The organism is Micromonospora sp. NPDC049662 (assembly GCF_040675055.1).
Taxonomy (GTDB): Bacteria; Actinomycetota; Actinomycetes; order Mycobacteriales; family Micromonosporaceae; genus Micromonospora.
The window spans coordinates 1-19,861 of record NZ_JBFAOC010000087.1 but is presented as its reverse complement, the minus strand read 5'-3'; the positions used below and the strand labels follow the sequence as shown (position 1 = coordinate 19,861).

Here is a 19,861-nt window from a genome sequence, read left to right as displayed (position 1 = left end):
GGCCGAGCGGCCGAACGGCCGCCCGCGTCGATCTTGCAGTTTCGGTCGTCGAAAAGCCTGGAATGCCGCCTATGCCGGCACAGAAAGTGCAAGATCGCGGCCAGGCCCCGTCGATCATGGAGTTGTGGTGCCCGTCTTGGGTGGCGTGGGTAGTTTTGTCGCCCACCACAACTCCTTGATCGACCGGGCGCAGGGCGGCGACCGGGGCGCCGAGCGGCAACCGGGCGCAATGCAGGAACCCGGAGGGCCGAGCGGCAACCGGGCGCAATGCAGGAACCCGGAGGGCCGAGCGGCAACCGGGCGCAGCGCGGGGACCCGGGGGGCCGAGCGGCGACCGGGCGCAGCGCGGGAACCCGGAGGGCCGAGCGGTGATCGGGGGGGCGAGTGGCGCTGGATCCGTCACGCGGCGTCCCCCACGGGCGTGCCCGGAGCGGGCATGCTGGGACGATGATCGCTCGTTTCAAGGACCTCTGTCTGGACGCCGCCGACGCGCTCGCCCTGGGCGGCTTCTGGGCGCGGGTGCTCGACGCCGACGTCGCCGACGCGGGTGACGGCGACACCAGGATCGACCCTCGTTCGGCGCGGTCGGCCGCCGAGTCGATCTGGGTGAACCGGGTGCCCGAGCCCCGGGTCGGCCGTACCCGCGTACACCTGGATCTGCGGTTGGCCGACGCGGACACGGCGGCGCTGCTCGCGGCCGGCGCGCGGTCGGTGCGCGAGCCGGACGGCGACGTCGAGCGGTGGGTGCTGGCCGACCCGGAGGGCAACCAGTTCTGCGTGCTCCCGGCCGGCGGCGAGGCCCGGCCGGGCCCGGTCGAGTTGGTGGTGGCCGCCGTCGACCCGGCGGCGCAGGCGGCGTGGTGGGCCGGCCTGCTGGGCGGCACGACCGGGGCCGGGCCGAACACCACGTCGCTGCACGACGCCGCCGGTTTCCCGTGGCAGGCGTGGGTGTTCGACGGGGTCGACGAGCCCAAGACCGTGAAAAACCGGATGCACTGGGACGTCGAAATGACGGCCCCGGAGCCGACCGCGCTGCTCGACGCGGGTGCGACGCTGCTGCGTGAGCCGGTCGACCGGGCGCGCTGGTGGGTGCTGGCCGACCCGGAGGGCAACGAGTTCTGCGCCTTTTCGCCGTCGACCACCGGGTGAACGACCGACTACCGAGCGCGGGCGCGGTGCACTAGCGTCTTTCCCAGCGCCGCAGCCAGCGCGTTCGCCGCCGCCGTCGACACGCCTCCGGCCGACCCAGCCTGCCCGATCGGTTGGTTATCGCGGGAACGCCCCTCCGCCACTGCACCGGTTCGGCAGGATCGTCCCCAACGAGGGAGGTGCCGCCGTGCAGGACACCCGCGCTCTCGCCCTGACGTTCGAGGTGAGCGGCCTGCCACCGGTCAAGACCGAAGCGTTGTCCATCTTCGCCGCCGGGCACCGGCAGGCGACGAGGGTCCGCACCCTGCTCCAGGCCGCCCTGGGCGCGGCCCAGCGCACCGGCTGGACGCCGTTGCCCGGGCCGATCGAGGTGGACGTGGTTCTGCGGTGCCCGCCCGGGCACCGTACGTCCGACGCCAGCACCCTGCTCGGCGGCGTCTGCGCCGTGCTCCAGGACAAGAAGCGCGTCGCCACCATCGGCCTGGCGCATCTCGGCGTCCTGGTGGACGTCGCCCTCTACGACGACGACCGGCAGATCCGCCGGTTGTCGTACCACGAGGAACCGGCGGAAGACTTCTCCTACCAGGTGCGGGTCGCCGCCGTACCGACCGGAGTTTGACCGACGGCCGCGGTGGGGTATCGCGGACGCCGACGAAGGGAGCACCGATGTCGGAGCCACATGTCACGCTCGACCCGCGCGGGCTCGATCCTGTGCAGCAGAAGCTGCGTGGCCCGTTGGAGGACCAGCTGACCTCGGCTCTCCAGGCGGCCACCGACCGGATCCGCGCCAGCTACGCGGGCGAGCCGGTCGAGCAGGTGTGCCAGCGGCTGTTGGACGAGACCCGCTCCGGGTTGCACCCCGACATCGCGGCCGGCTTCAACCCGGACATGGACGAGTTCTGCCGCGTGGCGATCTCGATCGTCCGCGGCGGCTCGGACGAGGCGGACGCCCGCCACACCGGCGACGGCCGGCACCGCGCCTAGGTTCTGTCTCACAAGGACTGGCCGGGTCAGGACCGGGTCCGCAACTACCCGGCCCTGACCCCCGGCCGTCCGACGGGGGAGCGGCAGCTCCGGCATTCACCACGCGCGTGGGCGTGGCACGACGCCACGCGGCTCGGTGGGGAGGCCCGGCCGCCCTGCACTCAGCTCCACGGTGCCCACCTGTCGGACGCCGGTGCGCCCCGGCACACCCCGAAAGGCCGCGAACGCCGGCTCAGGCTAGGCGGATCGCGCCGGGCCGGACAAGCGCTGCCGGGCCCGCCGCGACGTGACTGATCTCAAGGGCGAAAAGCGGCACGTCCGCGTAACGCGACCATGATCGCCGACGCTGTTCGGATTCGACGGTCAGAAGTGGTCCAGCAGGTCCCGGAAGGCCGCGAGCCGCAGCACGCCGGTGTCGGTCGGGTCCAACTCGTCGTTCTCCAACACCCAGGTGTTCTCGTTCGGAATGAACACCGCGTTCAGCCCGGCCGCCCGGGCCGGCAGGATGTCCGACTTCGGGGAGTTGCCGATCATCCACGCCTGGGCCGGCTCGAACCCGTGCTCGCGGACCAGCCACCGGTACGTGTCGACGTCCTTCTCGGCCACGATGTGCGCGGCCCCGAAGTGGTGCAGCAGGCCGCAGGCGTCCAGCTTGCGCTGCTGCTCGGCCTGCTCCCCCTTGGTCAGCACCAGCAGCTCGTGCCGACCGGCCAACTCGTCGAGCGCGTCGGCCACGCCGGGCATCAGCTCCACCCGGTGCTCCACCAGCGCCAACGCGAGCCGGTCGATCTCCTTGCGCTCGGCGTCGGTGGCCGGCCGCTCGCGCAGCCGCTCCAGACAGTCGCCCAGGCTGCGCAGGAAGACCTTGCTGCCGTACCCGTGGGCCACCGTGTTGGCGCGTTCGATGTCGTCGAGGATCGTCCGGATCTCCACGCGGTCCAGGGTGGGGTGATCGAGCCAGGCCAGGAAGTCGTCGATCACCCGCTCGAAGACGACGTTGTTCTCCCACAGTGTGTCGTCCGCGTCGAAGATCAGCACCTGCGCCTGCCGTCGAGACGTTTCGCTGGCGGCCATCCCGTACCCTCCTCATGTTCCTCACGGCCGAACTGAGCGATCAGGATAGGCGCGTGATCACGACGGCGTCGTCCCGCGCCCGAGGGTGCGTCCGCCGGTGGAATTCGCGCACCGCCGACGGTCGTGAGGGATGTCGACGTGATCGTGCGACGCGGCGTCCCATCGGGCAGTCCCCGGCCGACCGGCTCGGGCCAGAAGCTTCAGGAGCACGGCATGATCACGGTGAGATGGTGGGCGGGCGCCGCGATGCTGGCCTGCGTCGGGACACTGCTGGGGTGCGGCGACGGAGACGACCGGGTGCCAGGTGCCGCAGCGGGGACGCCGACCTCGTCCGCTGCGGCACCGTCGAGCCCGGCACCGTCGAGCCCGGCGGCCCCGGCCGATCCGCTCCTGTCCGGCAAGCGGGAGATCAGCATGGTGCGGGTGCGGGGGTCCGGGAGCGAACTGGAACTCAGCGGCAGCCTGGTGGAGGGCGGCGACACCGGCGGTCGAGTCCTGTTCGTTCCGGTCCCGATCGGAGATGACCGGTACGTGATCAAGGCGTACGGCACCGCCGACGGTCATCCCGCCAACGACGACCCGTCGTGTTGGCAGGTGAACGGCCTGGACATCGAGCCGGAGCTGACCATCCAGGCCTCCACCTGCGACGCTGACGACCCCATCCAGCGGTTCACCATCATTGCCCAGGGCGACGGGACGTACGTGATCGGCAGCGAGTCCCGGACGCTGCAACACGCGCCCGGCAACGGTCTGGTCCTCAAGGAGCGCGGCGACGCCCCGCCACCCACCACGTTCCGGCTCGTCGACAAGGGCCCGTTCAAGCGCGAGCCCCTCAACTGAGACGGCGCGGCGGGCGATCAGGGCCATCTCAGCAGGCCTTCCGCGATCATCGCTTCCCGCTCCTCCTGCGCCTCTGGGCGCAGGCGACCCCCACGGGTGAGCATGACGACGCCGTGCAGCAGGCTCCAGCCCAGCTCGGCGAGGGTGTCCGGGTCACGGCCCTGGGCCAGCGGGAGCAGGGCCGCCCGCAGCGCGGCAAAGACGGCCCGTGGCGCCGCCGGCACCCCGGCCGCGCCGAGGGCGAGGTCCGGCGTCAGGGCGAGCATGGCGTCGTAGACAGCAGGATTGGCGTACGCGAAGTCGAGGTACGCGCCCGCCATCACCGCCCACGCCCGTTCGGGGTACGGGTTGTCCGCGTGCGCCGCGGTCAGCGCGGCGGCCAGGTCAGCGAAGCCGTGCACCGCGACGGCGGCCAGCACCGCCTCCTGGTCCGCGAAGTGCCGGTAGAGGTCGCCGACGTCCGTGTTGGCCCGTTCGGCGACCCGACGGGCGCTCAGGCCCAGCCAGCCCTCGGCCTCGGCCAACTCGCGGGCAGCGGTGACGATGAGGAGTCGCCGGTCCTGCTCGGTGGCCTCCTCGGCGGGTACGGACACCGGCCGAGCGTAACGACCAGCACTGTTCGCATCTGTCTCGTGACGGATTGGTGACTGATCGCCTGCTCCGGGGCCGTTCGCTGCCCCACCCGGTGGTGCGTCGTTAGGTGATCAGGTCACCGCGACGGGAGGGCACGTGGTCGTTCGACGGCGTCCGCCCGCCGAGGCGGTCGGCGGATGAGCAAGATGCCCGGCGGGGGGTTGGTGCGGGGCGCGGGCGCCCGCGAGCGGGCCACCTTCCTGGAGCTGTTCCTCGACCTCGTCTTCGTCTTCGCCCTCACCCGGATCTCCCTGCGGCTGATCGACGACTTCACCGGGGGTGGGCGCGGCACTCTCGCGGGCCTCGGTCAGGCACTGCTGCTGTTCCTGGCGCTGTGGAGCGTCTGGACACTGACGGTCTGGTCGACCAGTTGGCTCGACCCGGAGGCGATGATCGTCCAGACCGTCATCGTCATCACGATGGCGGGCGCGATGACGATGGCCGTCGCCGTACCCGACGGATTCGGCGCGCGGGCCTCGCTCTTCGCCATCACGCTCGTGGCACTCCAGGTCGCACGGGTGGGGTACTTCCACATCGCCGGCCACGGTGGCCCCGACCCACACCAGTCCGTCCGGATCGTGTTCTGGCTCAGCCTGCACGCGCCGTTCTGGATCGTCGGTGGGCTCGTGAACGACGGCGACGTTCGCGGTTGGCTCTGGGCTGTCGCCGTCCTGGTGGACTACACCGGGTCGTACCTCGGGTGGCCGACCCCGGGACTCGGCGCGCAGCGACTCGGCATGCAGGGACTCGCCGCCGAGCACCTGGCCGAGCGCTACCAGCAGTTCCTGCTCATCGCGCTCGGCGAGGCCATCTTCGTCATCGGACTGGCGTTCAGCGGCAGCAGCTTCCATGCCGCGCAGACCGCCGCCTTCGTGCTGGCGCTGGCGACGACGGTCCTGCTGTGGCGGATCTACTTCCACCTGGCCGGCGGGACGCTGGACGCCGCCATCGGCAGCTCCCGTGACGCCGCCCGGCTCGCCACGCAGATGGCGTTCGCGCACCTGGCGATGATCGCCGGGATCGTGCTGACCGGCGTGGGGATGGAGCTGTACATCACCAAGCCGCTCGGCCACCTCCCGCCGACCTGGCTGATCGCCATCCTCGGCGGCCCGGCGCTCTTCCTCGCCGGACGGGCGGCCCTGGAATACCAGGTGTTCGACCGGATCTCCCGGTCCCGGACGGCCGGCCTGCTGGCCCTCGCCCTGCTGGTTCCGGTGGCACTCCCCCTGCGTCCGCTCGCCGTCGGCGCGGCCGCCGCACTGGCGCTGCTCGGCGTCGCCGCCGTGGACACCCGACGATCCCGTGACCGGCCCCGCGAAGCCGCCAGGCCACCGTTCTGACCCGCGTGGTCGTTCACCGGCGCAGCGCCGTGGCCTGGCGCATGTGCGACAGCTTCTCGGGATTGCGGACGGCGTACAGCCCGGTGACGATTCCGTCGTCGAGACGCACCGTCAGGACGGTGTCGAGTTCGCCGTCGAACCGGACGATCAGCGCCGGACAGCCGTTGACCTCGGCCGGGTGCAGCGACAGCCCGGCGACCTCCACCTGCCGGGAGGCCAGCAGACGGGCCACCTTGTCCGCGCCGACGACAGGCCGCAGTACCGCCTGCTTGATACCGCCGCCGTCGCCCAGCAGGACGACGTCGGGCGCCAGGATGTCGAGCAGACCCTGCACGTCGCCCAGATCGACGGCCCGCTGGAACGCCTCCAACGCGCGCCGCGCCTCGGTCGCGGAGACCACACCGCGCGGTCGACGCGCGGCGACGTGCGCCCGTGCCCGGTGGGCGATCTGGCGAACGGCGGCGGGGCTCTTCCGCACGGTCGCGGCGATCTCGTCGTAGTCCACCTCGAACACCTCCCGCAGGACGAACACCGCCCGTTCGGTCGGGCCGAGCGTCTCCAGCACGAGCAGCATCGCCGTCGAGACGTGCTCCGCCAGCTCGACGTCGTCGGCGACGTCGGGTGTGGTCAGCAGCGGCTCGGGCAGCCAGGAGCCGACATAGGACTCCCTGCGCCGACCGATCGTCCGCAGCCGGTTGAGGGACTGGCGGGTGGTGATCCGGACCAGGTAGGCGCGCTCGTCCCGGACCGCCGCGTGGTCGGCGTCCGCCCACCGCAGCCAGGTCTCCTGGAGTACGTCCTCAGCGTCGGCCGCCGAGCCGAGCATCTCATAGGCCACCGTGAAGAGCAGGTTCCGGTGCGTGACGAACGCGTCCACGGCGGAATCCACCCGCGCCTCCTGTCCTCGACGTCGCTTCACCACCATCCGACACCGGTCGACGGTCTCCTGTGACACCACGGGCCTGTGCGGCACATCACCCACCGGGATGAGTCACAGCCACCGGGCCGGCGGTGTCTCCTGGTCGACCCCGACCGAAGGGAACGTCCATGAACATCGTGCTGTGGATCGCGGCCGGACTGCTGGCCACGGTGGCGCTGGCCGGCGGCATCACCAAGATCTTCGTACCCCGCAAGAAGCTGGCCTCGCACCGCGGCGGCGGGTGGACCGGGAACGCCAGCGACGGCTTCGTCAAGACCCTGGGGGTGCTCGAACTCCTGGCCGCCGTCGGCCTGATCCTGCCGGCCGTGCTCGACATCGCACCGGTCCTGGTGCCGGTCACCGCCATCTGCTGGATCGTGCTGATGATCGGCGCGATGATCACCCACCTGCGCTACGACGAGGCGAGGTTCGTCGCGGTGAACGCGGTGTACCTCGCCCTGGCCGCCTTCGTGGCCTGGGGTCGGCTCGGCCTCGAACCCTTCACCGGCTGACGTTCACTGGATCTCCACACCGCCTCGCTAGCCTGGCGCGATGACATCACCTCGACGCCTTCTCCTGGCCGGGCTCGGCGTCGTGGGCCTGCTGGCCTGCGGTTGGGGCCTGTGGTTCGCGTCGCTGTGGGCGTTCGGCGACGAGGGCTCGCTGCCGCCGAAGTGGCGGATCCCGGACGTGCCCGCCGGGGCGACGGTCGTCGACGAGAGCGAGACGTGCGCCTCCGGCGGGTGCTCGTGGCAGGTCACGGTCGCGCCCCCGGCCGGCCAGTCAGCGGAGGAGCTGGCCGAGCGGATGGGCCTGTCCGAGCAGCAGGACCTGCCGCCGAAGCTGCTCGACCCCGGGTCCGTCTACGTGGTGGCGGAACCCCGGAACGGGCAGTTGATCATTCACGTCGGCTACGAGTAGTCCGACGGGTCGACGCCTGCTCGGCACAGTGCCCCGCACCCGCATGATCGTGCTTGATCCAGGATGTAGTGGCCTCCCGCGCCGAGGACACCACTACAACAAGGATCGGGCACGATCATGCCGCGCCCGTCCCGAGACCCGCACAGATTCGGCGATGTTGCTGGCTCAGGCCGTCGTGATACAGCACCATCACCGTGGTTGCACGGATCTTGCGGCGCAGCGGCGCTCACGGCGCAGCGGCGCTCACGGCGCAGCGGCACTCACGGCGCGGCGCGGCAAGGGTCGGTGTCAGCGGCGACGGCCTACCAGGGCTGACAATCAGCCCAGGCCGCGCTGCCGGGCGAGCAACTCGACGGCGTCCTTGGCCTCTCGCAAACCGACACCGGTCGCCTCCCGGTATGCCTTGATGGCCTGGATCTTGCGGCCGGCGAGCAGCTCTTGCAGGACCGCCCCGGGGGCCTCAAGCTCCGGCTCGTGGATGTCGAGGTGCGCCATGATCAGATCCAGCTTGCGCTCGACCACGGCGAGCCGGCGAGCCAGCTGATCCGCGTCGGAACGACGGCCACCCCCGGCGACCAGGAACACGAGCACGAGCGACAACACGACGGCGATGGGCACTGTCCACTCCATAACGCGCCATTGAACACCGGCGCGGGTACTGACCGCACACCCGCACGCGTGATCCGCACACTTTCGGTGAAGTTGCTGCTTCCGGCCGCCGTGATGCAGCAGCATCACCGAAGTTGCGCGGATCTTGCGGGCACGGGCATGGGCACGGGCGTGGGCGTGGGCACGGGCGTGGGCGTGGGCACGGGCGCGGGCGCGGGCACGGGCGCGGGCACGGGCGTCGGCGTGAGCACGGGCGTGGGCGTGGGCACGGGCATGGCGGGCACGGGCTGGATCAACGGCGCAGGGTGAGGATCAGGTCGGCGACCAGAGCCGTCCAGCCGGTCTGGTGCCAAGCGCCCAGTCCGGCGCCGTTGTCGCCGTGGAAATACTCGGGGAAGGCGACCAGGTCCCGCCAGTCGGGGTGGGTCTGGAACAGCCGCGCCGCGCCGTAGATCGGTCGGCGACCCCAGTCGTCCTGGGTGAAGAGCGAGATCAGTCTCCTCGACAGGTCGTCGGCGATCTCGTCCAGCGAGAGCTTCACCCCCGAGCGCGTCGGATACTCCACCTGGAGGTAGTCCCCGAAGAACGCGGCGTAGTCGCGCAGCGCGCTGATCAGCAGGAAATTCGTCGGCATCCAGATCGGCCCGCGCCAGTTCGAGTTGCCGCCGAACAGGCCGCTCGTCGACTCGGCCGGCTCGTAGCCCACGGAGAACTCCTGCCCGCCGAGATTGACCGAGAACGGCTTGTCCAGGTGTGCGCGGGACAACGTGCGGAGGCCGAAGTCGGAGAGGAACTCGTCGGTGTCGAGCATCCGGGCGAGCAGCCGGACCACCTGCTCCTGACCGACCATGGACAGCAGCCGCTGCTGGCGGCCGTCCGGGCCGATCCGTCGGGTGCCGATGACCTCGGCGTACTCCGGGCGGTTGGTGAGGAACCAGCGCAGCCGCGCGCCCAGCTCCGGCAGGTGGTGCAGGGTCTTGGCGGTGAGGCGGGTGGTGGCGGCCAGCGGCAGCAGCCCGACCACCGAGCGGACCTTCAGCGGCACCTTCGTGCCGTCGGCGAGCCGCAGCACGTCATAGAAGAACGCGTCCTCGTCGTCCCACAGCCCCTGCTCGTACGCGGCGGCGGCGATGTAGAGGAAGTGCTCGAAGAACTTGGTGGCCGTGTCCACCCAGGTCCGGTCGTGTTCGGCCAGCACGATGGCCATGTCGAGCAGGTTGAGCGCGTACATGGCCATCCAGCCGGTGCCGTCGGACTGCTCCAGCACGCCGGCCACCGGCAGCGCCGCCGAGCGGTCGAACGGTCCGACGTTGTCCAGCCCGAGGAAGCCGCCCTCAAAGACGTTGTTGCCGCCGGTGTCCTTGCGGTTGACCCACCAGGTGAAGTTGAGCAGCAGCTTGTGCATCACCCGGCCCAGGAACTCGAAGTCCTTACCGCCGTCGATCTCGAACACCTTGAGCGCCGCCCAGGCGTGCACCGGCGGGTTCACGTCGCCGAACGCCCACTCGTACGCCGGGATCTGCCCGTTGGGGTGCAGGTACCACTCGCGTAGCAGGAGCAGGATCTGCTCCTTGGCGAAGCCGGGGTCGACCCGGGCGATGCTCACGCAGTGGAAGGCCAGGTCCCAGGCCGCGTACCAGGGGTACTCCCAGGGGTCGGGCATGGAGATCACGTCGAAGCTGGTCATGTGCCACCAGGCGCTGTTGCGCCCGTGCCGACGCCCGGCCGGCGGTGTCGACCCGGGGTCGCCGTCCAGCCAGCGTTTGACGTCGAAGTGGTAGAACTGCTTGCCCCACATCAGTCCCGCGATGGCCTGCCGGGCGACGAGCGCCTCGTCGGCGGTGGCGGCCTCCGGGATCACGTTGGCGAAGAAGCGGTTCGCCTCGGCCCGTCGGGCCCACACCACCGACTCGAAGCCGTCGCGCAGGTCGGCCGGGGGCGGCGGGGCGGCGGCCGGAGGCGACGCGGTACGGGTCAGCCGCAGCCGGATCTGGCGCTGACCGCCGGCCGGCACGTCGAGCACGTAGTGCAGCGCGCCCTTGGTGCCCTCGCGGGCCGGGTTGACGGTGGGCGCGCCGTTGACGACGTGGTCGTTGATGCCGTCCTTCGGGTACGGCGAGCGACCCGCCAGGCCCCAGAGCCGCTCGGCGTTGGTGTCGTTGTCGCAGAGCAGCGGCACCGGGCCGCCGTCGCCTTCGAGCAGCAGTTGCCCGAGCACCCGGTGCTCGCCGACCAGCCGGGTGCCCTCCCCGGTCAGCCGGGGAATCCGGTCGCCGCCGGGCAGCCCCCAGGCCCAGGTGTTGCGGAACCACAGGGTGGGCAGCACGTGCAGGGTCGCCGCCGCATCGCCCCGGTTGGCGACGGTGATCACCATGCACAGGTCGGTCGGGGACGCCTTGGCGTAGTCGACGGTCACCGCCCAGTACCGGTCGTCGTCGAAGATCCCGGTGTCCACCAGCTCGTACTCGGTGTCGTCCCGGCCGCGCAGCGCGTTCACCGCGACGAGTTCGTCGTACGGGAAGGCGGCCTGCGGGTAGTGGTAGCGCCAGCGCATCCAGGAGTGCGTCGGGGTGCTGTCGAGGTACCACCAGTACTCCTTGGCGTCCTCCCCATGGTTGCCGCTGTCACCACCGAGGCCGAACATCCGCTCCTTGAGGATCGGGTCCTTGCCGTTCCAGAGCGCCAGGGCGAACGCGAACGTCTGTCGGTCGTCGCAGACGCCGGCCATGCCGTCTTCATTCCACCGGTAGGCTCTGGACCGCGCATGGTCGTGTGGGAAGTAGTCCCACGCCGTACCGTGCTCGCTGTAGTCCTCCCGTACCGTCCCCCACGCCCGTTCGGACAGATAGGGACCCCATGCACGCCAGTCCTGCTCCCCCGAGTCGGCCTGGGCGAGCCGAAGCCGCTCAGCGTCGGGTGGCGAGGCGTCGGAGGACGATCCGTCAGTGATCACGTGCACATCTTTGACGTCGCCGCGGTACTTCACCACAGCGGCCATTCTCGCCGTGGCGTGTTACACCTCGACGGCGGTGGAGGAAAGTTGATCGACATTATTTTCGGACCGCAGGTCTGCGGCGACCTGACCAGCGCGTCCAGCCGGGAGTGGCTGGTGCCCGACGGCCTCGGCGGGTACGCGATGGGCACCGTCGGCGGGTTGCGGACCCGTCGCTACCACGGCCTTCTGGTGGTGCCGGGCGATACGCCGGCGTCCCGCCAGGTGGGACTGGTCAGCCTCGACCCGGCCGTCACCCTGCCGTCCGGGGCGCGGGTACGCCTCGGCGCGCACGAGTGGTCCTCCGGCGACGTCGACCCGCGCGGATTCGAGCTGCTGGAGCGCTTCGAGCTGGTCGACGGGCTGCCCCGCTGGCGGTGGCGGATCGGCGCGGTCGTCATCGAACGCGAGCTGGCCATGCTGCCCGGCCGCTCCTGCGTGGCCGTGGTGCACCGGCTGGTCGCCGGCGGTCCGGTACGGCTGGAGCTGTCCGCCGCCTGCACCTGGCGCGACGCGCACGGCGAGCGGCGGGCTGACGGGCCGACGCCGCAGGTCGAGGCGGTGGCCGACGGCGCGGTGGTCGAGGGCGCGTACCGGCTGGCCGGACCCGGCTGGACGCCGGAGGGGCAGTGGTGGCTGGGCGTGCACCACCGCGAGGAGGCCAACCGGGGCCTGCACCCGGACGAGGACGTCTGGTACGCGGGCCGCTTCGCCGGCGATCTGGAACGCCCCGGTGACACGGTGTCGGTGCGGGCCTGGGCCGCTCCGCTGGACGAGGAGCCGCCGCCGGCCGTCGAGATCGTGGCGACGGCCCGGCGACGCAACCGGCAGGTGGTGGCGACGGCGAAGCCGGCCGACGACGTGGACGCGACGCTGGCGCTGGCCGCCGACGCGTTCGTGGTCCGTACCCGGCAGGCGGCGGTCGACGTGGTGGCCGGCTATCCCTGGTTCGGGGCCTGGTCGCGGGACACGATGATCTCGTACGAGGGGCTGTTCCTCTGCACGGGTCGGGCCGCCGAGGGGCGGGAGCTGCTGCGGGCGTACGCGGCGACCCTCTCCGAGGGGATGCTCGCCAACACGGCCGACACCGGCCGGGTGGAGTACAACACCGTCGACGGCACCCTCTGGTTCCTGCACGCGGTGAGCCGGCACGTGACGGTCACCGGCGACACCGATCTCGGCGACGAGCTGCTGCCCGCGCTGCGCGGGGTCATCGACGCGCACGTCGCCGGCACCCGGTACGGGATCGCCGTCGACCCGGCCGACGGGCTGCTCACCCAGGGCGCCCCGGGCACCGCCCTGACCTGGATGGACGCCCGGGTCTACGGCGTGCCGGTCACCCCGCGCACGGGCAAGCCCGTCGAGGTCAACGCGTTGTGGATCAACGGGCTGGCCGGGCTCGCCGAGTTGACCGAGCTGGCCGGGCAGGACGCGGGCGAGCTGTGGCGACTACACGGGCGGGCCACCACCTCGTTCCGGGAGCGGTTCCCCGCCCCGACCGGGTGGCTGCATGACGTGCTGGACGCGCCCGCGCCGGCGTACCCGCTGGGTGGGGCCGCCCTGCACGACGACGACGCGCTGCGCCCCAACCAGTTGCTGGCCTGGTCGTTGCCGTTCGCGCCGCTGGAGCCGGACGAGGCGACGCTGCGCCGGGTCGCGAACGGGCTGCTCACCCCGCTCGGGCCGCGCAGCCTCGCGGAGGATGCGGCCGAGTTCGTGGGTCGCCACCGGGGCGGCCCGGCCGAGCGGGACGGCGGCTACCACCAGGGCACGGTGTGGCCGTGGCTGCTCGGCCCGTACGTGGACGCCACTCGTCGGGGCAAGATGCCAGTCGATGACGCATTGATTGGCATTGAGTCCCATCTGACCGAATATGGGCTAGGATCGGTAAGTGAGACGGCCGACGGTGTCGCGCCGCACTCCGCGACCGGCTGCCCGTTCCAGGCGTGGTCGGTGGCCGAGTTGCTGCGGGTGCGCCGAAAAGGCCAGTAGCGCTTTACATGACCGCAACGGCGGTGTCTCCGCTGGTTATCTCGGCGCCGGCAGGATTGGCCCCGATCCAGACGCGACGGCGACATCGACTCCGGTGTCGGTCGGCGCGCGCCCGGGGACAACTCAAAGGGGGCCGCATGTCACCCGATGCCCACGTGATCGACATCAACCCCGCCCGCCAGCTACGGGTGCTGATGCTGTCGTGGGAGTACCCGCCGGTGCTCGTCGGCGGCCTCGGCCGCCACGTCCACGCCCTGTCCGTGGCCCTGGCCGCCGCCGGGCACGAGGTCACCGTCGTCACCCGCCACGCCGAGGGCGCACCCCTGGAGGAGTACGCCGACGGCGTCCGCATCCTGCGCGCCCCCGAAGACCCCGTCGCCTTCCCCCTGGCCGCCGGCTCGCTGCTGGCGTGGACCATGGCGTTCAACCACACCCTCACCCGCACCGCCCTGCGCGCCACCCAGGCCGGCGCCTACGACGTCATCCACGCCCACGACTGGCTCGTCGCCCACACCGCCGTGACGCTGTCCGAACATCTCGACCTGCCGCTGGTCACGACCATGCACGCCACCGAGGCCGGGCGACACCAGGGCTGGCTGCCCGAGGAGATGAACCGCACCATCCACGGCGTCGAACACTGGCTCAGCGGGGCCTCCACCCGCGTGATCACCTGTTCGGGTTACATGCGCGACCAGGTCAGCTCGCTGTTCGACGTACCGGGCGGGCTGGTCGACGTGGTCCCCAACGGGGTCGACGACCGGGCGTGGCGGGCCCGACCACGCGCGGTCGCGTCGGCCCGCGCCCGGTTCGCCGCGGACGGTCCGCTGGTCGGGTACGCCGGCCGGCTGGTCTACGAGAAGGGCGTCCAGCACCTCGTGCACGCGGTGCCCCGACTGCGCGAGCGGCACCCCGGGCTGCGCGTGGTGATCGCCGGCGACGGCCCGTACCGCCCCGAGTTGGAGGCCGAAGCCCGTCGCCTGGCGCTCGGCTCGACCGTCCGCTTCACCGGCTTCCTCGACGCCACCCAACTGCCGGCGGTGCTCGGCGCCACCGACGCGACGGTGGTCCCCAGCCTCTACGAGCCGTTCGGCATGGTGGCCCTGGAGGCCGCGGCGGCCGGAGCGCCCCTCGCGGTAGCCCGTACCGGCGGCCTCGCCGAGATCGTCGAGCCCGGCGTCACCGGCGTGACGTTCCCGCACAGCGACCCGGTCGCCCTCGCGGGCGCGGTCGACCGACTGCTCGGCGACGAGGTCTTCGCCCGGCGGGTCGCCCGACGGGCCCGGACCATGGTCGGCGAACGCTACGGATGGGCCACCATCGCGGCCCGCACCGCCGCCAGCTACGCCACCGCCCGCCGCGAACACGGCCCGCTCCAGGCTCGCCGGGCCGCCGCCCGACTGGCCGGCGGACGGAACCGGATCGCCATTCCGGAGGGCAATCTGCTCGCCGCCGCCGACCACGCCGCCTGCTGAGATTCGTCGGACGACCTATAGGTACCTTCCGATCCGCTGGTTAGGGTGTACACCGGACAGCGGCCGAGGAGGAGCGTGCGCAGGTGCTGATCGCCGGTCGGTACCGGCTGCTCGACCTGGTGGGCCGCGGCGGCATGGGTCGGGTCTGGCGAGCCCGCGACGAGATGCTGCACCGCGAGGTCGCGGTCAAGGAGGTCGTACCGCCGAACTGGCTGGCCGACCACGAGCGGGCCGAGCTGCGCTCGCGCACCCTGCGCGAGGCGCGCACCGCGGCCCGGCTCAACCACCCCGCCGTGGTCCGGCTCTACGACGTCGTCCAGGTCGAGGGCAGTCCGTGGATCGTGATGGAGTACGTCCCGTCGCGCACCCTGCAGGACGTCCTCGACGCCGAAGGGCCCCTGGAGCCGGCCCGCGCCGCCCGGATCGGCCTGGCCCTGCTCGACGCCCTGGAGGCCGCGCACACGGCCGGGGTGCTGCACCGCGACATCAAGCCGCAGAACGTGCTGGTCGCCCACGACGGCCGGGTGATGCTCACCGACTTCGGACTGGCCACCTTCGACGGCGGGGACGGCGCGATGACCCGCCCCGGGATGGTGCTCGGCTCCCCGCAGTACGTCGCGCCGGAGCGGGCCGCGGAGGGAGTGTCCACGGTGGCCGCCGACCTGTGGTCGCTGGGCGCCACCCTGCACGCCGCCGTGGAGGGCCGCTCCCCGTACGCCCGCAGCAACGCGATGGCCACCCTCAGCGCGCTGGCGGCCGGTCCACCGGACCCGGCCCCGCACGCCGGTCCGCTCGCGCCGGTACTCGACGGGCTGCTACGCCGCGACCCGCACGACCGTCTCGACCACGACGAGGCCCGCCGGCTGCTCAGCGCCGCCGCAGGCCCGACCGGCATCTCGTCCACTTCCGGGAAAGTCGCCCACTCCACCGCCCCGCAGCCCGTGCCCGACCCGATCGGCTCCGGCGTCGACCCACCTGGAGACGCTCCTCTCGATGATCGCCCGAGCGACGAGCCGGACGTCCGGTACCCGCCGGACGCCGCCACCGGCACGACGGGGCGAGCGGCCCGCCGGCCAGCGGCCCGGCGGGCCGCGCTGGTCGTCACGGCACTGCTCGTGGCGGCCGCCGCCGGGGTGGGCACCGCGCTGGCCGTGGCCGGCGACGCCCCGACCGGCACCGCCGGGCCGACCACCACCCCGACCACGGGACAGGTGGACGACGGTCGAGGGCCGGACGGGGAGTACGGCGACGACCGGGGCGGCCCGCACCGCGGCGGTCCGGGTCGGCCGCCGCCCGGTGGCCGCGACGTGCCCCCGCCGCCGTTCCCGTGCGTCCGCCCGGACGTCGTCGGCGTGCCGGTCACGGTCGGATCACCCGCCGCGGGCGAGCGGTTCCGGCCGCCACCGGGATGGGTGTGGCATGCCGACACCACCGGCTTCCGGGTCTCCGTCCCGGCGACCTGGTACTACTCCCGGGAGGGCACGGTGGCCTGCTTCCAGGACCCGGCAACCGGCCGGGCGTTGAGCGTCGCCGAGGGCGGCGCGGCCGACCCGATGACCCGATTACGGGCGGCCCGCGACGAGGCCGCTCGGGCCGGCGCGCTGCCCGGCTACGACGAGATCCGGCTCGCCCCCGGCGGCACCGGCGGCAGCGGCGCGGAGTGGGAGTGTCGGTGGGACGCCCCGGACGGCCCGCGGATCCACGCCCGGCAACAGATTGTGGGTGAGTCGCGCTGGACGTTGGGTTGGATCACCGACGACCGCGACTGGAACACCGCGGACGGGGACTGGGCCATTCTGCGAAACAGTTTCCGACCACCCCGCTGACCTGCGCCGTATGGCCGTGCCCGGCCCCCCGTCCGGCGTGGATCGAGGCCGCTCAGCGGATGAGAAAATCGGCGACGGTGGCTATCGTGTAACGCAGGGTGACCGAGGGGGAGCGACCGTGCAGCAGTTGCTGATCGCGGGTCGGTACCGGCTGCTCGACCTGGTCGGCACCGGCGGGATGGGCCGGGTGTGGCTGGCCCGCGACGAGATGCTGCACCGGGACGTGGCGGTGAAGGAGGTTGTGCCGCCGGCCTGGCTGGCCGAGGCCGAGCGGGCGGAGCTACGGCTGCGCACGCTCCGCGAGGCGCGCACCGCCGCACGGCTCAACCACCCCAACGTCGTCCGGCTGTACGACGTGGTGCACGACGGCGAGAACCCGTGGATCGTGATGGAGTACGTGGCATCCCGGTCGGTGCAGCAGATCATCAACGCCGAGGGTCCGCTCAACCCCACCCGCACCGCCCAGATCGGGCTTGCGGTGCTCGCCGCGCTGCGGGCCGCGCACACCGCAGGTGTCCTGCACCGCGACGTGAAGCCGCACAACGTGCTGGTCGCCGGCGACGGGCGGGTGGTGCTCACCGACTTCGGCCTTGCCACCTTCGACGGTGGTGACGGGGCGATGACCGGACCGGGCCTGGTCCTCGGCTCCCCGCAGTTCGTCGCACCCGAGCGGGCGCGCGACGGCGTGTCGGACCCGCGTACCGACCTGTGGTCGCTGGGCGCGACGCTCTACGCGACGGTCGAGGGGCAGTCCCCGTACGCCCGGTCCAGCGCGATGGCGACGCTCAGCGCGCTGGCCACCGAGCCACCGGATCCGATGCGCCGGGCCGGCCCCCTGCGCCCGGTGATCAGCGGCCTGTTGCAGCGCGATCCCTGGCGGCGCTTGACCGCCGCCGAGGCCGAGCCGCTGCTGCGCGCGGCGGCAGCGGCGGCCGACCACGACCAGCCCTCGCCGGCACGGTCCACCGCGGTGGCGGCGGTCCGCGGCGCGGCCCGGGCCGCCGCGTCCGCCCCGGTCCGCGCTCCGGAACCCGCGCCGGACCCGGCGACGTCGATCCGTCGCCCGAGGGACCGCGCCGCGGGCCGACGCGGACGGGTCATCGCCTGGGGCGGGGCGGCGACCGCGGTGGCCCTGCTCGTCACCGGTGGCGTCACCGCGGCGCTGCTGCACCGTTCGGACGACCGCACGCCACCGTCCGGCTCCGGCGGCGGCGCGACCGCCACCCGACCGGCCGCGTTCGCCTGCGCCACGCCCCCGCCACCGACGGCCACGCCGGTGCCCTCGACCCCACCACCGAAGGACGCGCGGTACGGGCTACGAGACGGCTGGACCTGGCACACCGACCCGACCGGCTTCCGCATCGCCGCCCCGGTGGGCTGGGCACGCTGGACCGAAGGGGCGGTGACCTGCTTCCGGGAGCCCAGCGGGGCGCGCGTGCTCAGCGTCGAGGCGGGACCGGCACGGACCGATCCGCTGGCGCACCTGAGGGCCCAGGAGGAGCGGCTCGTCGCCGCCGACGCGCTCCCCGGCTACCGCAAGCTGGACATCTCCGCGCTGGACGTGTTCGACGGCGGGGCCCTCTGGGAGTGCAGTTGGGAGAACGCCGCCGGCGAACGGGTGCACAGCATCCGGCTGCTCGCCAACACCTCGGCCGGACACGCCTACACCGTCTCGTGGTTGACAAAGGAGTTCGACTGGCAGGTCAACGCGGCATACTTCGTGATGATCCGGCAGAGCTTCACGCCCACCCTCTGACACTGTCCGCTGTGGACGGGTCAACTGACGCCCCTGCGACACCGGTGCTGGCTACAGTGGCGTAGTTTTGGCGCTCAAGATCCCTGGGGAGGGTGAGCCGAAGATGATGGGACCGTCGCACGCGCTGTCCGGCGCGGCGGTATGGCTGGCCGGGTCCTGGGCGCTGGACCAGTTCGCCGACTACCACCAGTCGCCGCTGGCGCTGGCGGTGGGTACGGCGGTGTGCGCGGGTGGGGCGCTCTTTCCCGACCTCGACCTGTCCGGCAAGGTGACCCGCAACCAGGGTGGCGCTACCGTCGCCCGCACGTTCGGGGTCTTCTCGCTCTTCGTGGCCGAGGTGATGGAGAAGATCTCACTCGGCGTCTACTACGCGACGAAGCTCAGCAAGGACCCGCGTCGCAACAACGGGCACCGCACGCTCACCCACACGCTCCCGTTCACGCTGCTGGTCGGCTGGGGCACCACCGCGCTCTGCGCCGCGTACGGCAAGTGGGCGGTGATCACGATCCTGTTCTTCATGTTCGGCCTGGCCCTGCGCGGGCTCTTCGACGAGTGGGCCGAACGGGCCGGCTGGGTGATCGTGACGCTCGCGTCGGCCGGGGCCGCCTGGTTCACCTTCGCCAACCTGCCGGGCGGACGCGGTTATCCGCTGATCGGCACGGCCGTCGGGGTGGGCTGCCTCGTGCACATCCTCGGCGACATGATCACCAGGGCCGGGGTGCCGATCCTCTGGCCGATTCCGATCCGCCGCCGCATGTGGACGATGATCGGCCTCCCGAACAGCATCGCGCTGCGCACCGGCAGCAAGACCGAGGTCGTCGTCCTGCGCGCCGTGTTGACCGTGATCGTGGTGCTCTCCACCGCCGGCCTGATCGCGCCCTCAGTCCTACAACGCCTCAACATAGACGTATAAAAACCCACCCCGCACCCCACCGCGCCCACCGCGCCCACCGCGCCGATCTTGCACTTGCGGATGCCGATCCGTCCTGCTTCGCGCCCTATGTCGCCGCAGAAAGTGCAAGATCGACGCGATGCGGGGCGTCGACGACGTCAAGATCGCACTCGATCCAGGATGTAGTGGCCTAACGTCGCGCTGACACCACCAGATCCTGGATCGAGTGCGATCTTGCCGCGCTGTCCGGGCGAGGGCCAGGCAGGACTTAACCGCTCGCGCCGATCTTGCAGTTACGGTCGACGGAGTGTTGAGGTTTGCGCGTTTTGTCGGCGCAGAAAACGCAAGATCGACGCGCCTCGCGCCTCGCGCCCCGCGCCCCGCGCCCCGCGCCCCGCGCCCCGCGCCCCGCGCCCCGCGCCCCGCGCCCCGCGCCCCGCGCCCCGCGCCCCGCGCCCCGCG

The 19,861-nt window shown here is 72.2% G+C and carries 18 protein-coding genes; 13 read left to right on the top strand and 5 right to left on the bottom strand.

What is annotated here, in order from left to right:
• The first annotated feature begins 447 nt into the window (after positions 1-447).
• From AB0J36_RS32950 to AB0J36_RS32940, 3 genes are all read left to right on the top strand, one after another.
• Positions 448-1,149: a VOC family protein gene (locus AB0J36_RS32950; RefSeq protein WP_357170957.1), complete on the top strand. Its 702-nt coding sequence runs from the start codon at positions 448-450 to the stop codon at positions 1,147-1,149.
• Positions 1,150-1,336: 187 nt separating this feature from the next.
• On the top strand, positions 1,337-1,768 hold the full coding sequence (locus AB0J36_RS32945) for a hypothetical protein (protein WP_355624547.1): 432 nt from the start codon (positions 1,337-1,339) through the stop codon (positions 1,766-1,768).
• 47 nt (positions 1,769-1,815) lie between these two features.
• On the top strand, positions 1,816-2,133 hold the full coding sequence (locus tag AB0J36_RS32940) for a hypothetical protein (protein ID WP_357128251.1): 318 nt from the start codon (positions 1,816-1,818) through the stop codon (positions 2,131-2,133).
• 363 nt (positions 2,134-2,496) lie between these two features.
• Here the strand turns inward: AB0J36_RS32940 and AB0J36_RS32935 are convergent, their stop codons facing one another.
• The gene (locus AB0J36_RS32935) at positions 2,497-3,207 is read right to left on the bottom strand and encodes an HAD family hydrolase (protein ID WP_357170955.1); all 711 of its coding nucleotides are present in this window, start codon (positions 3,205-3,207) and stop codon (positions 2,497-2,499) included.
• 213 nt (positions 3,208-3,420) lie between these two features.
• On the opposite strand from AB0J36_RS32935, the gene AB0J36_RS32930 reads away from it, so the two are divergent.
• The gene (locus AB0J36_RS32930; protein WP_357396715.1) at positions 3,421-4,047 is read left to right on the top strand and encodes a hypothetical protein; all 627 of its coding nucleotides are present in this window, start codon (positions 3,421-3,423) and stop codon (positions 4,045-4,047) included.
• Between the two features lie 17 nt (positions 4,048-4,064).
• Here the strand turns inward: AB0J36_RS32930 and AB0J36_RS32925 are convergent, their stop codons facing one another.
• Positions 4,065-4,640, bottom strand: coding sequence for a TetR/AcrR family transcriptional regulator (locus AB0J36_RS32925; protein ID WP_357170951.1), 576 nt, complete (start codon positions 4,638-4,640; stop codon positions 4,065-4,067).
• 177 nt (positions 4,641-4,817) lie between these two features.
• Between AB0J36_RS32925 and AB0J36_RS32920 the strand changes: the two genes are divergently transcribed.
• Positions 4,818-6,020, top strand: coding sequence for a low temperature requirement protein A (locus AB0J36_RS32920; protein WP_357170949.1), 1,203 nt, complete (start codon positions 4,818-4,820; stop codon positions 6,018-6,020).
• A gap of 13 nt (positions 6,021-6,033) precedes the next feature.
• On the opposite strand, the gene AB0J36_RS32915 is transcribed toward AB0J36_RS32920, so the two are convergent.
• On the bottom strand, positions 6,034-6,909 hold the full coding sequence (locus tag AB0J36_RS32915) for an RNA polymerase sigma-70 factor (protein WP_357128237.1): 876 nt from the start codon (positions 6,907-6,909) through the stop codon (positions 6,034-6,036).
• A 158-nt stretch (positions 6,910-7,067) separates the two neighbouring features.
• On the opposite strand from AB0J36_RS32915, the gene AB0J36_RS32910 reads away from it, so the two are divergent.
• Both AB0J36_RS32910 and AB0J36_RS32905 read left to right on the top strand, forming a co-directional pair.
• On the top strand, positions 7,068-7,451 hold the full coding sequence (locus AB0J36_RS32910) for a DoxX family protein (protein ID WP_357128234.1): 384 nt from the start codon (positions 7,068-7,070) through the stop codon (positions 7,449-7,451).
• Positions 7,452-7,491: 40 nt separating this feature from the next.
• Positions 7,492-7,860 carry a hypothetical protein gene (locus AB0J36_RS32905; protein ID WP_357128231.1) on the top strand — a complete coding sequence of 123 codons (369 nt, stop codon included), beginning with the start codon at positions 7,492-7,494 and terminating at the stop codon, positions 7,858-7,860.
• A 318-nt stretch (positions 7,861-8,178) separates the two neighbouring features.
• Here the strand turns inward: AB0J36_RS32905 and AB0J36_RS32900 are convergent, their stop codons facing one another.
• The gene (locus tag AB0J36_RS32900; protein ID WP_355052769.1) at positions 8,179-8,478 is read right to left on the bottom strand and encodes a ribosomal protein L7/L12; all 300 of its coding nucleotides are present in this window, start codon (positions 8,476-8,478) and stop codon (positions 8,179-8,181) included.
• Between the two features lie 60 nt (positions 8,479-8,538).
• Here AB0J36_RS32900 and AB0J36_RS32895 point away from each other — a divergent pair, with 60 nt between their 5' ends.
• Positions 8,539-8,778 carry a hypothetical protein gene (locus AB0J36_RS32895; RefSeq protein WP_357396709.1) on the top strand — a complete coding sequence of 80 codons (240 nt, stop codon included), beginning with the start codon at positions 8,539-8,541 and terminating at the stop codon, positions 8,776-8,778.
• Here the strand turns inward: AB0J36_RS32895 and AB0J36_RS32890 are convergent.
• A complete protein-coding gene (locus AB0J36_RS32890; RefSeq protein ID WP_357128225.1) occupies positions 8,762-11,467 on the bottom strand; it encodes a glucosidase in 2,706 nt (901 codons plus the stop codon). The two genes, AB0J36_RS32895 and AB0J36_RS32890, sit on opposite strands and share 17 nt — an antisense overlap.
• 42 nt (positions 11,468-11,509) lie before the next feature.
• On the opposite strand from AB0J36_RS32890, the gene AB0J36_RS32885 reads away from it, so the two are divergent.
• The 5 genes from AB0J36_RS32885 to AB0J36_RS32865 all read left to right on the top strand — a co-directional run bounded on the left by AB0J36_RS32885 (position 11,510) and on the right by AB0J36_RS32865 (position 19,420).
• Positions 11,510-13,453 carry an amylo-alpha-1,6-glucosidase gene (locus tag AB0J36_RS32885; protein WP_357128222.1) on the top strand — a complete coding sequence of 648 codons (1,944 nt, stop codon included), beginning with the start codon at positions 11,510-11,512 and terminating at the stop codon, positions 13,451-13,453.
• Positions 13,454-13,590: 137 nt separating this feature from the next.
• Entirely contained in the window at positions 13,591-14,925 is a 1,335-nt protein-coding gene (locus AB0J36_RS32880; RefSeq protein WP_357396706.1) for a glycosyltransferase family 4 protein, read from the top strand.
• A gap of 83 nt (positions 14,926-15,008) precedes the next feature.
• Positions 15,009-16,751 (top strand): serine/threonine-protein kinase, encoded by a 1,743-nt coding sequence (locus tag AB0J36_RS32875; protein ID WP_357396702.1) that lies wholly within the window; start codon positions 15,009-15,011, stop codon positions 16,749-16,751.
• 118 nt (positions 16,752-16,869) lie between these two features.
• Positions 16,870-18,507 carry a serine/threonine-protein kinase gene (locus AB0J36_RS32870; RefSeq protein WP_357396700.1) on the top strand — a complete coding sequence of 546 codons (1,638 nt, stop codon included), beginning with the start codon at positions 16,870-16,872 and terminating at the stop codon, positions 18,505-18,507.
• 103 nt (positions 18,508-18,610) lie between these two features.
• Positions 18,611-19,420, top strand: coding sequence for a metal-dependent hydrolase (locus AB0J36_RS32865; protein ID WP_357128210.1), 810 nt, complete (start codon positions 18,611-18,613; stop codon positions 19,418-19,420).
• Positions 19,421-19,861 lie beyond the last annotated feature (441 nt).

What these genes read in the sequence shown, in the direction of transcription:
- AB0J36_RS32930 (WP_357396715.1), top strand. Translation starts at nt 3,421, where the DNA reads ATGATCACGGTGAGATGGTGGGCGGGCGCCGCGATGCTGGCCTGCGTC.
- AB0J36_RS32880 (WP_357396706.1), top strand. Translation starts at nt 13,591, where the DNA reads ATGTCACCCGATGCCCACGTGATCGACATCAACCCCGCCCGCCAGCTA.
- AB0J36_RS32935 (WP_357170955.1), bottom strand. Translation starts at nt 3,207, where the DNA reads ATGGCCGCCAGCGAAACGTCTCGACGGCAGGCGCAGGTGCTGATCTTC.
- AB0J36_RS32910 (WP_357128234.1), top strand. Translation starts at nt 7,068, where the DNA reads ATGAACATCGTGCTGTGGATCGCGGCCGGACTGCTGGCCACGGTGGCG.
- AB0J36_RS32920 (WP_357170949.1), top strand. Translation starts at nt 4,818, where the DNA reads ATGAGCAAGATGCCCGGCGGGGGGTTGGTGCGGGGCGCGGGCGCCCGC.
- AB0J36_RS32940 (WP_357128251.1), top strand. Translation starts at nt 1,816, where the DNA reads ATGTCGGAGCCACATGTCACGCTCGACCCGCGCGGGCTCGATCCTGTG.
- AB0J36_RS32905 (WP_357128231.1), top strand. Translation starts at nt 7,492, where the DNA reads ATGACATCACCTCGACGCCTTCTCCTGGCCGGGCTCGGCGTCGTGGGC.
- AB0J36_RS32950 (WP_357170957.1), top strand. Translation starts at nt 448, where the DNA reads ATGATCGCTCGTTTCAAGGACCTCTGTCTGGACGCCGCCGACGCGCTC.
- AB0J36_RS32890 (WP_357128225.1), bottom strand. Translation starts at nt 11,467, where the DNA reads ATGGCCGCTGTGGTGAAGTACCGCGGCGACGTCAAAGATGTGCACGTG.
- AB0J36_RS32865 (WP_357128210.1), top strand. Translation starts at nt 18,611, where the DNA reads ATGATGGGACCGTCGCACGCGCTGTCCGGCGCGGCGGTATGGCTGGCC.